Genomic DNA, 15339 nt, shown 5'->3' on the forward strand with positions numbered 1-15339 from the left:
TACAAAAACTATGAATCAAGGCCGTCACTCCTCTCCTTCTGAAATGCTGCTTGAGTCTTTAGATGAAATTTTATTTAGTGCTAGACAATGTCTTGATTATAGAAAAACCAACAGTTCAATTTGGCCAAATCCGCATGCAATTGGAGGAACTTTAGGGTTTCCTGCAACACTTCTTCTTTTCTCAATTGTTGACACTATTGGTAGCTACTATGATAACTTTGAAGTTCCTTGTGATGGTAAAAGAATAACAATTAAACCTGATAAAGTTAAATCACATTTTTACATACTTAACAGCCATTTATTCAATTTGAACTTATCAGAAGTTGATTTTGAACAAATTTTTTCGGCTATCCGGAATAAGTTATCTCATAATTCATTAATTGGAGGAGAAATACTTTTACATCCAGGAAAAAAAGCACCTTTCATAGAATCCAAATCTATACGAGGAAAAGGCAGGTATACTGTTTATTTAAATGGTTTTTACGAAGCGTGTGAGAGTGCTATAAACAAGTTTAAAATTGAAATGCCAACAAGAGTTCCAAGTTCCTTCCACGGACAAAAATTTTATGTAAAAGAATGACCCGCATGCTCCCAATCTCACTTATTATCCTCGGCGGAATTCTTTTAATAGCGGGAATTGCTTTGCTCCTAAGAACTCCAAAAGCAGAATCTTTAAATCAGATCATTCAGGCTGTCAAGGCAGACGGGATTTTGACACCTAAGGAAGAGCAACTAATCCGAGAGGTGGCTCAGAGCGAAGGGAAGAATGCAGATGCCACTATAGCACAGATCCGAAAAGAATTGGAAGAATCTGAGGAAGAAAGTGAATCGGAACTGATTGATGTCAATCAAAAAGCCGGGCTGGATTTTGAAAAATTTGTGGTACAGAAGTTTGACAAGAAGTACTTTCAAATTCGCAATTGGGCTGGCGATAAATATGTAGAAGGTAGATATGCGGATACCACTACGCAGCCAGATATTCAGCTATCTCTAAAACTGGGAGCCAACTCCTACCCTTTTGCTGTGGAATGTAAATGGAGATCTGAACCCAAAGGTGATTTTATCCAATTCACCGAAGAAGATCAATTGAACCGTTACAAGATATTTGCGAAGCAAGAGAACTATCCAGTTTTCATTGTATTAGGAATTGGTGGTAAGCCATCTAGTCCAGCAGAATTATACATTTTACCTATGCAGGATCTTAACAAGCCAGTTCTTCACCGAGCAGCTTTGGGAAAGTATCGAAAGAATGTTGATAAAGATTTCTTTTTTGACCAAGAGTCGAAGGCACTCAATTAATCTATCTCATGAGTAATTAAACATATTTCTATAGCTCAATAATAGAAATTAAATGAGTTATAGATCAACTTTCTATTCCTCACAATTCTATTCTGACACAATCTTAGGCAAAATCGTTTCCAGCTACAATGGATGTTTATTTACCCATAAAACTATATCTAAAAGCATATAAATTCTACATAATCACACATTTTATATTCAAAAGCATATAATCCAACTAATTCTAATACTTTTATCTGATTATCCGCAATGATGCCAGTAGCCATAGTTTCTTTGCTTTATAGGACGGAAGACCGGTGACCGGTGACCGAAGTGGCCTAAATGCTAATGTTTACCAAATTCTGTAATGCTTTAATCGCTTTACTGGCAGAAAAGCGGATATACATATACTTTTATAGGTAAATCCGTACAAAATGAATCACATAGCTGAATTTGTAAAAGCCAGACGAAAACAATTGGGCTTAACCCAAGAAGAATTTGCGGACAAAGCCGGAGTTGCACTTACTGTGATCAGAAAGATCGAGCAAGGCAAAGAAAATCTAAACTTATCAAAGATAAACCAGGTACTGAGTATGTTTGGTCATGTGTTGACACCTATTAGTGAAAAGATAGTAAGTTGATTAAATATAAAAGAAGATGGTGAGTCGGGATTCCGACACAACGTTTAGTTGAAAATTCTAGTGTTTAAAAATGGATAACCAAATCGAAATATATCAAGGAAGCGACGGCCAGACTCAGATTGAGGTAAAGTTTGAGCAGGAAACGGTGTGGCTAAATCAAAAGCAAATGGGGGCTCTTTTCGATAAAGATACAGACACTATTAGTCTCCACTTAAAGAATATTTACAAGGATGAAGAGTTGGATGAAACTTCAACTACCGAGGAATCCTCGGTAGTTCAACAGGAGGGCAAACGAAATGTTAAGCGGAATGTGAAATTCTATAACCTAGATGCAATTATTTCAGTTGGTTACAGAGTTAATTCCAAACGTGGTATTCAATTCCGTCAATGGGCAACCAAACGCTTAAAGGACTACCTTATACAAGGCTATGCAATCAATGAAAATAGGCTCGCTCAGAAGCAACAGGAAGTCCAAACCCTTAAAGATGGCATTCGGATTTTAAGCCGTGCCATTGAGCAGAAAGCACAAGATCAGAATTTGGATTGGTTAAACCAGTTTGCAAAAGGGCTAGAGTTGCTTGATGATTATGATCATGAAAACTTAGATGAAAAGGGATTAAGCAAGAGAAAAGCTAATTATCCTGAATTAACTGAATATCAAGAGGTAATAAGATCAATGAGATCAGAATTTGAGTCTGGTGTATTTGGTAAAGAAAAAGATGGAAGCTTTGAAAGTGCAGTTGCACAAATCAGCAAAGGCTTTGGTGAAGAGGACTTCTATCCTACCCTGGAAGAAAAAGCAGCTACCCTTTTATACTTGATCGTGAAGAATCATGGTTTTGTAGATGGTAACAAACGAATTGCTGCAGCTTGCTTCCTTCTCTTTTTGCAATCGAATGATTTACTTCATAATAGCGAGGGAATCTCGATCATCAGCAATGATGCCCTTGCCAGTTTGACCCTATTTATAGCGTCTAGCAAGCCGGAAGAAATGGATACGGTAAAAAAATTGGTGATTAGTGTACTGAATAGAAACCGCACTTGATTGCGAAAGAAATAGAGAAAAGGATCTTAAAACCCAAAATTATGGCACATAAGAATAAAGGGCATATAACAGTTTCTGGTGAATGGGCCAAACATCTATGAAAGCGTAAGAGCAACCTATTTTGGAAAGGTGAAAGAAATGCAGGTAAAGAATTGGTTCGAACTGAGCTTATTAAAGGTGAGGAAAGCGGACTATCAACAAATCCATGGCTGAGATTTTAGAAGAGGCCAAAAGACTGGCTCAAACAAACTTGTAGACAGTTATAACCTGAATCTGGTTCATAAAAAATTTTACAACAATAAAATCTACCTGTTTTTCATAAAAAGTATATCTTTTTACCCGTTTTTCATGTGAATAACCTGTTTTTCTAGTATTTTTGAATAACCTGTTTTTCAGAATGAATCATAATACCTCCTTTTCAATTAATACACCCACATTTCATGGCCGCAATCTACCTGAAAGTGGATATATCGTCGGCTATCCAGCTATCATTGAACACTATGGATTGGAGACTCCGATTCCTGAAGTGATCGCACTGATAAACATAAAACATAAAACTTATCAAACTGAAGCCTGGATGGTTTTCACTCCCCGATACCAACCAGAGGAAAGCTGCTACCACCATCTCGTATTTGCTTTAAAATATGAAGGAATCAATTTGTTGGTACTCAAAAAACTATTTGAAAAACTAAGTGAAAGAGAAATTCTCGAGCTACTTTCCATAGAGGTAACCGGACAATATTCCCGCAGAATTTGGTTTCTATATGAATGGTTAATGGAAAAAAAGCTCCCTATACGTGACTTAACCATTAAAAACTATGTGACCCTTCTTGATGATAAGCTACAATTCACTTTGTCAAAAGGAGAAAAGTCACCCAGACATCGTATTGTCAATAACCTGCCTGGTACAATCAACTTTTGTCCTTTGGTGCGTAAAACCACAAAAATTAATGAGTATGCATCTCAGGATTTTGTCAAATTAAACGATCAGTATTTAAAAGGAATCCGGAAAAGTATCTTACAAAGAGCTGCTGCCTTTCTTTTGTTAAAGGATTCCAAGGCATCTTTCACGATTGAGGGTGAAAGCCCTAAAAGTAAAAGGGCAGCACGATGGAGTCAGGCGATTGGTCAGGCGGGAGTAAAAGACCTTAGTCATGAAGAGCTTTGCCGATTACAGCAACTAGTTATTGAGAATACACGGTTTATTGAGATGGGCTACCGTAAAAAAGGTGGATTTGTGGGAGAACGAGATAAGGATACATTCTCTCCACTACCCGATCACATTTCTGCAAAGCATCAAGACATTGAATCTTTGATGACTGGACTCATGGAATCAAACCGCCTTTTACTATTGGATGATACCGACCCTATTATGGCAGCTGCAGTTATCGCCTTTGGATTTGTATTTATTCACCCATTTGTCGATGGAAATGGTCGTATCCACCGATACTTGATCCATCATGTATTGGCAAAGAAACAATTTTCTAAGCAAGGTCTTATTTTTCCAATTTCTGCAGCTATTCTTGATAGCATATCAGATTATCGATCAGTGTTGGAATCCTACTCTATTCCACTATTGGATTTGATCGAGTGGAAAGAAGCCAAAGATCATAATCTAGAAGTACTTAATGAAACCATAGACTATTACCGTTACTTTGACGCAACAAGACAGGTGGAGTTTCTATATAAATGTGTGAAAGATACCATCGAAAACATCTTGCCTGAGGAGGTTGACTATCTGACAAAATTTGAGGAGTTTAAAAATTTTATCGACGAGACTTTCGAAATGCCCGACGATATGGTTGCGCTCTTATTAAGGTTTTTGGAGCAGAACAACGGAAAACTTTCAAGTAGGGCAAAAACTAAAGAGTTTAAAGACCTCTCCTCTACTGAGGTCTTAGAGATTGAGAAAGAATATAGTTTGATATTTGGGAATTGAAACTTCAAGTAAATCAATAACCAAGATAAGCCAGATTTGGGTGTCAACTTTGAAAATTAGCCACCCTTTAAAAGTTAAATTTTTTATTGAAATAAGCCTACAAAATTCGATAATAACAGATTTTTGTACCGAATTTGTACCGAAATAACCTTAACATACTGACTAACAAATAGCTGCACTTTCTGCATCGGGAAGTAATTACATTTCCGATGATGCGCTAAACCCTTCTTTTTATTGTTTTAGGCTGTTTTTGCTTTCTTACTTAGTATGATGATCGGGATATCAATATTTACTCTATTAAGGTAAGTAGCAAAACTTGTAAAATTTTTATTTTTCCTTATTTTTTTGATAGCTGCTTTTTTATCAGGCCTTTCCACTACACCATAAAATTGCCCAAGAGGTTGGAATCAAAACCTACTTCACTTTACCCTATACTTCTCAAAATAAAGGAATGGTGGAAAACAGAATTGGACTAATAAGGGCATTCCTACCTAAAAAAACTGACCTAAATGAAATCTCCCATGAAACAATTGCGGACATAGGAAACAAAATCAATAACAGGTCTATCAAAAAGTTTAAAAACTTATCGACTAAAGAGATATTAATAATTTACAGAACTGTTTCATTACTGACTTGCACAGGAAATTTCTTATACTATGTAGTTAAAATCGCTATGCTAGATTATATGTATTGAGCATTATAAGGTGATTTCATTAATCGGTAACTATTACCCCAATTAATCGGCATATTATGTCCCAACTACTTCTTATTTTTTGAAGAATAATCAAATATAATGCCCTCATCGATCATAATCCATATTTTTTTATTGGGTATAAATATTGGAATAAGATGAACGAAATAGATATAGTTTCACCGCAGGTCACTTGCAATTCTGAATATGTGTGACTTATATACTTTATTTTTCAGCTAGGGTATCGATATAATTTTAACTATAAGCAGCTTTATTAAAAAGATTTGCTTCAAGCAGCAGCTCCAAAAAAGGATTGGAAAAAGGTAATATTCAGAACTGAATCTAAATTTTATACTTTTATAATTACAGAATATGTTTAGCATAATAAATTATTGCTAAGCTTATAAAATATATCTATACAAACTATCAATACCAATGCGAATATAACCTTTAAGTCATTTCATATGATTTTCCTATTGGAGTTGTCTTAATGTATATAAAATGATTACCCATCAATATTATTACAAATTAAACTAATGTTTTATGAAAACAGAAACCACAAAAAAAAGATTATGGCGAACCATTTTGGTGGCCTTTTCGATTACCGTATTCTTAGGAAGTTGTCAAGATGAATTCGATCAACTTCTTGGGATATGTCCCGAAGTGGAATCTACAAATCCCAGCGATGAAGCTATTGGGGTACAGTTGAATAAGACCATTGCAGTGACCTTCAATGATACCATGAATCCTACAAGCATCACGGATGCTTCCTTTAGTTTAAGGGTAATCAATTCATCCGGAGAAACTGAAAATATTGTTGCCGGTGCATTGTCTTATGACGCAGCAACCAACACCATGAGTTTTCTCCCGGATGCTCCACTTGCCCCAAACACAACCTATACCGGTAAAGTAGAGCCAATTGTGACGGATTTAACAGGAAATGTCTTGCAAACCCCTTATATATGGACCTTTACCACCGGTGAATCACCCGCAGTGATCGCCACAGATCCCGAGGATTTGTCAACCGGAAATGCGCTTAATAAGGCTATTACTGCGAAATTCAGTACCTCGATGGATCCTGAGACCATCAAGGCCTCTTCTTTTACCATCAAAGCCGGCACAACTACAATAGCAGGAGTCGTAAGCTACATGGACAGCACAGCAACATTCACACCTTCAATCGATCTATTGCCTGCAACCACTTATACAGGTACAATCAGTGTTGAAGCTACGAATACAGATGGAATTCCTCTTGCAGAGGAATATACATGGACCTTTAACACAGGTGATGCTCCAACAGTAGTGTCTGTAGATCCTAAAGATCTGGAGAAAAACGTGGCTGGAAATAAGGTAATCAGTGCAATCTTCAGTGAAATGATGGATGGAGCCTCGATAAACGCTTCTTCCTTTACATTGAAAACCGGAACAGTTGCAGTGGCCGGTACAGTAAGTTATTCTGATTTAACAGCGGTATTCAAACCTCTTACTCAGTTATTATCAAATACCACTTATACAGCAACAATTTCAAAAACAGCAAAAAACCCGTTGGGTATCTCAATAACCAACGACTTTGTGTGGAATTTTACCACTTCTGCATCAAATGTGGCTGTTGCTCCTACAGTAACTTCTACAGACCCTTTGAACAACGCGACAAACGTAGCACTTAACAAAGTGGTTAAAGCGACTTTCAGTGAGGCAATGAATTCTAGTACAGTGACGGGAGCTACTTTTACCCTGAAACAAGGGAATACAGCAGTTGCCGGAACAATAACTTATTCAGGCACCACTGCTTCCTTTACGCCGAACAGTCCGCTATCTCCAAGTCTGGTTTACACGGCTACTATTACCACAGGCGCAAAAAATTCTGCAGGCACAGCCTTGGCAAGTAATTACCAATGGGCATTCACTACAGCCGCATCTAACGTAGCTGTTGCCCCTACAGTAACTTCCACAGATCCTGTAAACAACGCGACAAACATCGGACTTAACAAAGTGGTTAAAGCGACTTTCAGTGAGCTGATGAATCCTGCCACGATTTCAGGTACAACCTTCACGCTTAAACAAGGAGCAAACACCATCAATGGATCTGTAACTTATAGTGGAACTACAGCTTCGTTCAGTCCAAGCAACCCGCTTTCTCCAAATCTTACCTACACTGCAACCATCACTACAGGTGCAAAGAATCTGGCAGGTACAGCATTGGCAAGCAATTATGTCTGGAATTTTACCACAGCCGCATCTAACGTAGCTGTTGCGCCAACCGTAACTTCTACAGACCCTGTGAACAACGCAACAAACGTAGCACTTAACAAAGTGGTCAAAGCTACTTTCAGTGAGGCAATGAATTCTAGTACAGTGACGGAAGCAACTTTTACCTTGAAACAAGGGAATACAGCAGTTGCCGGAGCGGTAACCTATTCGGGCACCACGGCTTCCTTTACGCCGAACAGTCCGCTAACTCCTAGTCTGGTTTACACAGCTACCATTACCACAGGTGCAAAGAATCCTGCCGGCACAGCCTTGGCGAGTAATTACCAATGGACATTTACTACAGCTGCTGTTGTGGCTCCGAGAGTGCTATCTACCGACCCGCAAAACAACGCGACAAACATCGAACTTAACAAAGTGGTTAAAGCGACTTTCAGTGAGCTGATGAATCCTGCCACGATTTCTGGTACAACCTTCACGCTTAAACAAGGAGCAAACACCATCAATGGATCTGTAACTTATAGTGGAACTACAGCTTCGTTCAGTCCAAGCAACCCGCTTTCTCCAAATCTTACCTACACTGCAACCATCACTACAGGTGCACAGAATCTGGCAGGTACAGGTTTGGCTGAGGATTATGTCTGGACGTTCAAAACGCTGACTCAGCAGTCTGCATCCTTTGTAGATCTTAAAACTGCCGGAAGATTTGGAATTTTCGCTGCCACAGGAATCAGCAATAATGCTGGATTCAGTGAGATCCGAAACTTGGATGTAGGAATTACGCCTGGTGCTCGTTCCTCTGTGACTGGATTTCCTCCGGCCAAGATTATCAACGGAGCAATCTATGCTTCTGATGACCTCTCTCCTGCCGGTGTAGCAGCAATGCTGGTCCAAGCGAAAAAAGATCTGACAGAAGCCTATTTGTTTGCCGAAGGAGCAACTTCTCCTGCTCCTGCTACAGTAGCAGGTGATCAAGGTGGTAAAACACTTGCCCCGGGAATTTACAAATCCAATTCTACACTTTTGATCCAGTCAGGTGATCTGACATTGGATGCTCAGGGTGATCCTAACGCTGTCTGGATCTTCCAAATTGCTTCAGGTTTTACCACTGTAGGTGGAGCAGGTGGAAGTGTTATCTTAAGTGGAGGAGCTCAAGCCAAAAACATTTTCTGGCAAGTCGGAAGTTCTGCGACCATTGGAGACAACACCAAATTCAAAGGGAATGTATTGGCCTTAACTTCTATCACCATGAATTCCAATGCTACAATTGTAGGCAGAATGTTGGTCATCAATGGAGCAGTGGTTATGACAAATACTAACATCATCGAGAAACCTTAATTCAAAAAAATGAAATCAACAACATATAATAATAAGGGATCGCGCAATGCGTGGTCCCCTAATACATTCTCTGTTAAAGCCCTGTTTTTCGGAGCTTTGATATTTGGAGCAGGAACTCAATTCACGCTTCAAGCACAGCAGGATCAGTTCACAAGACCTTCTTGGAGGTTTGGAGTAGCGGCTGGAGCAAACTTTAATTTTAATCAAGGATTAACCCAACAGTTAAATTCAAGTTTAACTGTTCCTGCTGGTTTCAATCATGGTAATGGCGTAGGGTTATTCCTTGGTCCTGTAATAGAATACCACCGCCCTGAATCAAGATGGGGAATGATGCTTCAGGCAGGATATGATAGTCGGAAAAGTACTTTTGACCAGATCACAACACCTTGTAATTGCCCAGCGGATTTGTCCACAGATTTAAGTTACCTGACTGTTGAGCCAAGCCTAAGATTTGCTCCTTTTAAGAACAACTTTTACCTGTATGCAGGTCCACGTTTTGCATTTAACCAAACGAAAGGCTTTACCTACCAATTGGGGATCAACCCAAATTTCCCCGATCAGGCTCCAACTCCTGCGGTAAATGGTGAATTCAGCAATACTCGTCAAAGCTTGGTTTCAATGCAGATCGGAGCAGGACACGATATTCAGCTTTCATCCCAAAACAGAAAAGTACAAACGATACTTTCTCCTTTCATAGCTATACAGCCTTATTTTGGACAGAATCCACGCTCTTCGGAAACATGGACTTTGACTACCCTACGTGTTGGTGCAGCCTTGAAATTCGGCAAAGGCCGTAAAATTCCAGTGGTAGCTCAGGTACCGGCTCCCCCACTTGTGGAACCGGCCGTTGAGTTTGCTGTTAACTCTCCGAAAAACAATCCGGGAGCAACAAGCATCATAGAGACTTTCCCGATCCGTAACTATGTGTACTTTGATGCAGGTTCATCTACTATTCCAAATCGTTATGTGACGCTTGAAAAAAATCAGGTGAAAGATTTCAAAGCAGATCAATTGGAAGTCTTTGCACCAAAAGAACCTTCCGGCAGGGCCAACCGACAGCTGATGGTATATTACAATGTACTCAATATCCTAGGCGACCGTATGGAGAAACATCCTGCTACAACCATCAAATTAGCCGGTTCTTCAGAGAAGGGTTCTCAGGAAGGCGAAAAAATGGCAGAATCAGTCAAAACATATTTGGTCAACAACTGGGGAATAGATGGATCTAGGATTGCTACTGCAGGGTTGACTCAACCCAAAATCCCTTCCAAAAAAGCAGGCGCAACACGCGAGCTTGATCTTCTACTTGCTGATGACCGACGAGTATCTATTGAGAGCAGTTCACCGGAGTTATTGATGGAGTTCAAAGGTGGTTTGGATGCTCCTTTAAAACCAGTTTCTCTGGCAGAACAAGAGGAAAGTTATGTGACTTTCGATGTTGATGGAGCGGAAGATGCCTTTAACTCATGGGCTTTGGAAGTCAAAGATGCACAAGGAAAAGTACAGCATTTCGGACCTTTTACTACAGACAAAGTAAGTTTGTCAGGAGAAGAGATTTTAGGAAGTAAAGCAGAAGGAGAATATACCGTAACCATGGTAGGTCAAGCTAAAAATGGCCTAACAGTACGAAAAGAGACTCCTGTAAAAGTCGTTCATTGGACTCCTCCAACAAATCAAGAAGGAAATAGATATAGTGTGATCTATGAATTTAATGACGCTAAAGCAATTGCTACTTATGAGAAATACCTGACAGATGTAGTTGCTGCGAAAATCCCTAATGGTGGTACAGTGATTATTTACGGTCACACCGATAGCATTGGAGAAGAAGCATACAATCTGGGATTATCCCAGGCAAGGGCCAACAATGTTAAAAGTATCCTTGAACAAAGCTTGTTGAAGGCAGGAATAACTGACGTCAAATTTGTGGTCAATGAATTTGGAGAGGATGAAAAAGTATCTCCTTTTAAAAACAAATTTCCTGAAGAGCGTGCTTATAACCGGACTGTCATCATTGATGTGATCCCGGCTAAGTAAGGATTGCTAATCATTTATGATCGCATCACTTTTATTTAAAAAGTGAAAGTCTCATAAGTTGATTGGTAAATAGAGCAAAATAAAGGCTAGCCGGGTAACCCGGCTAGCCTTTATGTTTTTATCTCATAGGAGGAAACAGAGGTATTCAAAAACCCCTGATAAAAAAGTATTTAAAAACTACAATCTAAACAAACTAATAGTTCTTCCCACTCTCTGTAAGAACTCCTAATTACCTACCTACCCTACCGCACTGTAAGTTATGGTATTGACCGATAGAGCTTAGAGGTATCTATGCCCAGTAGGATGGCGGTGGGTACGGGTAGTTATCATCCCCGAATACTGCTGAAGGTATTAGTCTAAGACTCTATTTGCTCTGGAAAGCAGCATGACTTTGAAATCCTCAACAAACTCAATTCTGTCCTGATCCCAAACTTGGGTAAATAGTTCATACACCTGTCTTGAGCTTTCAACTCAAGATCTAAGGGAGTTCTTTACTTTTGCACTATAGCTCGATTTGATCTTGTCTACTTCAAACAAATCAATTTTTCTTTCCTGAGTCTTCCTAATGTTTTTCGTTTTTGTGGAACAATGAATTATGAAGATTCATCAATTCTTGACTGACAAAGACCTGAAGGAAAAGGAAGAAAAAGCAAAGCAAGCGGCTTTATGCCGGAAGCTTCTGGTCGCCCAGAGCCCAGTGGGCTAACTTTGTGAGGAATACAATTTCAAAACCACCTGAATTGACTATCAATTAACTTTATTAACAAAACACCAGTTACAACTCCAAAAAATTAACAAGCCTTATTCCTGTAATCAATAGCTTTCACAATTTTATTTGATTCGGTTTTTACACACTTCACCTTTATCATCCTATACATATCTCACTATTTTTAGCTGTACTTCTTCTTACTTCCACTTTCCAACCTAATTCACGAGAAGACCCTTCAGCTATAATTACTCTGATTTTAACTAAGAACAAATGAGTTGTATGCTACTCAAATGGCAGTAAACCTATAATAAAAGTAAATTATTCCTTTATACACTAACTGACAAAATAAACTACCCATTTCCAACTGCTACTTATTAAAAGTAATCGTTTATTTTTCTCAAAGCTAGAAGTATAAGGAAGCTCGAACAACAGTTAAAAACTGTCTGCATTTAAAATGAAAATACATCTACTATATTGATTTTTAAAGTAAAAAAACCCAGCCAATTGACTGGGTATTTCCCTTTCTACTATGCTATTCTTAGTTTTAACTATCCTAATTCAAAGTCGGGTTATAAAAAGCATCACATCATAAAATATCGATCAAAAAATATAAGCACTATGGTTTAGCAGTTTATCCTGAATCAGAGTTTATGACTTTTGCAATAAATCAAACTCTACCTTCCCATGACCATCAGGTGTAGTAAAGAATGGTCGCTGTTCTATTTCGTAGTTGGTCTCTGGAGCTATACCTAAGGCATGATAAACCGTCTGGTGAATGCTGTCTATTTTGATGGGGTTTTCTATGCTTTTGCAAGGTCGCTCATCAGCTGTTTTGCCATAGACATGGCCATTCTTAATTCCCCCTCCAAACATCAGCATGGAGCAGCCGTCGGTGAAATGTCTGTGCATTCCGTAGTTTTTCATGTCTTCAATGATATCTGGCACTTCCACCTGATCCAAGACTTTCAGCCCTGGTCTTCCTTCTGTCAGCATATCTCTGCTAAACTCAGAGGCTACGATGACTAGCGTTCTGTCCAGTTTTCCACTTTCATCCAGATCAGAGATCAATTGGGCGATTGGAGAGTCGATCATTTTCTTCATGTCCTTCAGACGGGTATGCCCATTGTCATGTGTATCCCAACCCATAAATGGCTCGTATTCGGAAGTGACTGTGATGTATCGAGCGCCTTGATCCACGAGTCTTTTTGCCAGAAGACAACCTAGCCCAAACTTGCCATTATTGTACTTGTCATAGCTTTCCTTAGGTTCCAAGCTCAGATCAAAGGCTTTTGCTTCAGGAGAATTCAGCAGAATGTAAGCCTGCTCCATGGATCGTTTAAGAGATTCTTTTTGATAGTCCGAACCGTACTCGCCCATCGCACCCGCAGAAAGCAGGTTTTCATAGAGCTGATTTCTCGACTCAAACCTACTCGTGGACATGCCTATAGGAGGGCGGACGCTCTCCAAGCCAGACGAAGGATCCGGAATCAAAAATGGCCCATGCTCAGATCCTAGAAAACCAGCGCTGTGAAAAGCCTTCAGTTCCTCGCCTTCTCCTACAGAGAATCGCTGTCCTATATTGATGAAGGAAGGAATCACTGGATTTAGAGGGCCAAGTTCCTTAGATATCCAAGAACCTAAATGCGGAACGACGACGGATTGTGGCGGTTCGTAGCAGGTATGAAAATGGTATTGGTGACGTGTATGAAGAATGTGTCCCAGATCTGCCGCCACGTAGGAGCGGATAAGTGTTCCCTTGTCCATGATTTTGGCTATGGATTCCAGACCTTCGGAAAAGTTGATGCCATCTAAAGCCGTAGGGATGGAAGGGAAGGTGCTGAGTACTTCCTTGGATTCCATTCCTTTTCGAAATGGAGTGTATTTCTTTGGATCAAAGGTTTCGGTATGAGCCATTCCTCCTGCCATGAAAAGTAAGATAACCGAATCTGCCGTTGCCGGAATTTTATCCGTTCCGCAGGAAGATAACAGTCCTGCCAAAGGCGCGCCCATCCCCATGGTTGCCATGGCAGCAGCAGAGGTTTTTTTAATAAAGTCTCGTCGGTTAAGTGGTGTTTTCATGGTTTGGTTAACTATCTTTTTCCCGCAGATTATCGCTGAAAAGAACCGCAGATAAACGCAGATTTACTATCATAAATTTATTTACTACAACACAAGATCAGCGAAAATCAGCGATAGTTGTCTGCGCTGATCTGCGGGAAATTATTGGCGCTTCACCGGTCATCCGACACCAGACATCCAACCCTCACTCCACCATCTGAAACTCAGGCAACAAGATCACCGCCCAGAATAGATCCTGGATTTTAGCAGCATCTGGTTTTGCGCCTAGAGCAGTCTTTGCGATCGCCAGTTCTTTTTCGTTTGGCTTTCGGTTAAGTGCTTTTAGGTATAATTCCTCCGTGATCTGAATAGGATCACTGAGTTGGGTCTTCCATTTTTCCGCTCCTTTCTGCAAAGCAGTATTTAATCTCTCTCCATTTGTGAGTTCGAGAGCCTGCAACAAACTTCCCTGAGCTTCTCTGCTTGTCGACACAATCTCACGATTTGGTCTTCCCAAAGCAGTGAGAAAAGGATTATTAGCGACAAGAGATGCTCGCGCAAATGTCGGAGTGACATGCTCTGGTTTCTGCAATTCAAAAGGATTGTACTTGATCGCATCTTCAGGGAAAAGCGGATAAACGATCTCGCTTACCGCATCCGAAAACTGCTCAGCTGTCATTCTTCTCCGCACCATCCCGTTGAATTTGTAATCATCTGCCATCACAGCATCGTAGGTTTCGTAACCTATGGATTGTGATTGGTAGATCTTGGAACTTGCAATCTGGTAAATCAACTCCTTCAGGTCATAGCCATTTTCCACAAAATCTGAGGCTAGCCAATCGAGCAAATCCTGACTCCAAGGGGCATTGTCCATTTCATCGACTGGCTCCACGATTCCGCGACCCATTAGCTGCTTCCATACCCGATTCACAATTGTGCGGTACATTCTGCCATTCGCCGGCTGTACCAATCGATCTGCGAGTTGTCTTAGCTTTTCAGCTTTGTTAGCAGCGCTGTCAATATCTCCCAATTCCTCCCAAAGGATTGCCGTCTTAGCCATTTTGCCTGTTGGCACTTCGCAGCGACTCACTTCAAGGGTGGAGTCTGCGAAAATATTTGCGAAAGCATAAGACTCTTCCAGTTTCCAATCGGAGATAAAACTATCGTGGCAGGAAGCGCATTTCAGGTTCAAACCCAAAATCACCTGTCCCACATTTTGCGCAGCTTGCATTTCTGTCCGCTGACTGGCATTAACTGTTCCTCGCCATTTGATTCCCTCGATGAAACCCTTGGACTTTTCAGTTGGATTGAGCAATTCCTTCACGAACTGATCGTATGCCTTATTGTCTCGAAGAGAAGTGTACAGCCAGTCGCTAATATTGTATCGACCTCCCGTGA

9 protein-coding genes are annotated in these 15339 nt (G+C 40.1%); 7 read left to right on the plus strand and 2 right to left on the minus strand.

From position 1 onward, the window contains the following. Positions 1–10: 10 nt before the first annotated feature. The 7 genes from ESV85_RS20905 to ESV85_RS20935 all read left to right on the plus strand — a co-directional run bounded on the left by ESV85_RS20905 (position 11) and on the right by ESV85_RS20935 (position 11174). Entirely contained in the window at positions 11–580 is a 570-nt protein-coding gene (locus ESV85_RS20905) for a hypothetical protein (protein ID WP_146921097.1), read from the plus strand. A 5-nt stretch (positions 581–585) separates the two neighbouring features. Then, positions 586–1299 carry a hypothetical protein gene (locus ESV85_RS20910; protein ID WP_146921099.1) on the plus strand — a complete coding sequence of 238 codons (714 nt, stop codon included), beginning with the start codon at positions 586–588 and terminating at the stop codon, positions 1297–1299. Between the two features lie 413 nt (positions 1300–1712). Beyond that, entirely contained in the window at positions 1713–1919 is a 207-nt protein-coding gene (locus tag ESV85_RS20915; RefSeq protein WP_146921101.1) for a helix-turn-helix transcriptional regulator, read from the plus strand. Between the two features lie 70 nt (positions 1920–1989). Next, positions 1990–2964, plus strand: a complete 975-nt coding sequence (rhuM, locus tag ESV85_RS20920) for a RhuM family protein (protein ID WP_146921103.1) — start codon at positions 1990–1992, stop codon at positions 2962–2964. A gap of 397 nt (positions 2965–3361) precedes the next feature. Next, on the plus strand, positions 3362–4903 hold the full coding sequence (locus tag ESV85_RS20925; protein ID WP_146921105.1) for a Fic family protein: 1542 nt from the start codon (positions 3362–3364) through the stop codon (positions 4901–4903). Positions 4904–6137: 1234 nt separating this feature from the next. Continuing rightward, positions 6138–9140: an Ig-like domain-containing protein gene (locus tag ESV85_RS20930; RefSeq protein WP_146921108.1), complete on the plus strand. Its 3003-nt coding sequence runs from the start codon at positions 6138–6140 to the stop codon at positions 9138–9140. A gap of 9 nt (positions 9141–9149) precedes the next feature. Beyond that, the gene (locus ESV85_RS20935) at positions 9150–11174 is read left to right on the plus strand and encodes an OmpA family protein (protein WP_146921110.1); all 2025 of its coding nucleotides are present in this window, start codon (positions 9150–9152) and stop codon (positions 11172–11174) included. 1357 nt (positions 11175–12531) lie between these two features. Here ESV85_RS20935 and ESV85_RS20940 read toward each other — a convergent pair. Beyond that, the gene (locus ESV85_RS20940; protein ID WP_146921112.1) at positions 12532–13962 is read right to left on the minus strand and encodes a DUF1501 domain-containing protein; all 1431 of its coding nucleotides are present in this window, start codon (positions 13960–13962) and stop codon (positions 12532–12534) included. A gap of 184 nt (positions 13963–14146) precedes the next feature. Beyond that, on the minus strand, positions 14147–15339 hold a 1193-nt coding region (locus ESV85_RS20945; RefSeq protein ID WP_146921114.1), incomplete at its 5' end, for a DUF1553 domain-containing protein.

Origin of the sequence: Algoriphagus aquimarinus (assembly GCF_007997215.1) — a bacterium.
GTDB lineage: Bacteria > Bacteroidota > Bacteroidia > Cytophagales > Cyclobacteriaceae > Algoriphagus > Algoriphagus aquimarinus_A.

What these genes read in the sequence shown, in the direction of transcription:
- rhuM (WP_146921103.1), top strand. Translation starts at nt 1,990, where the DNA reads ATGGATAACCAAATCGAAATATATCAAGGAAGCGACGGCCAGACTCAG.
- ESV85_RS20910 (WP_146921099.1), top strand. Translation starts at nt 586, where the DNA reads ATGCTCCCAATCTCACTTATTATCCTCGGCGGAATTCTTTTAATAGCG.
- ESV85_RS20925 (WP_146921105.1), top strand. Translation starts at nt 3,362, where the DNA reads ATGAATCATAATACCTCCTTTTCAATTAATACACCCACATTTCATGGC.
- ESV85_RS20935 (WP_146921110.1), top strand. Translation starts at nt 9,150, where the DNA reads ATGAAATCAACAACATATAATAATAAGGGATCGCGCAATGCGTGGTCC.
- ESV85_RS20940 (WP_146921112.1), bottom strand. Translation starts at nt 13,962, where the DNA reads ATGAAAACACCACTTAACCGACGAGACTTTATTAAAAAAACCTCTGCT.
- ESV85_RS20930 (WP_146921108.1), top strand. Translation starts at nt 6,138, where the DNA reads ATGAAAACAGAAACCACAAAAAAAAGATTATGGCGAACCATTTTGGTG.
- ESV85_RS20915 (WP_146921101.1), top strand. Translation starts at nt 1,713, where the DNA reads ATGAATCACATAGCTGAATTTGTAAAAGCCAGACGAAAACAATTGGGC.
- ESV85_RS20905 (WP_146921097.1), top strand. Translation starts at nt 11, where the DNA reads ATGAATCAAGGCCGTCACTCCTCTCCTTCTGAAATGCTGCTTGAGTCT.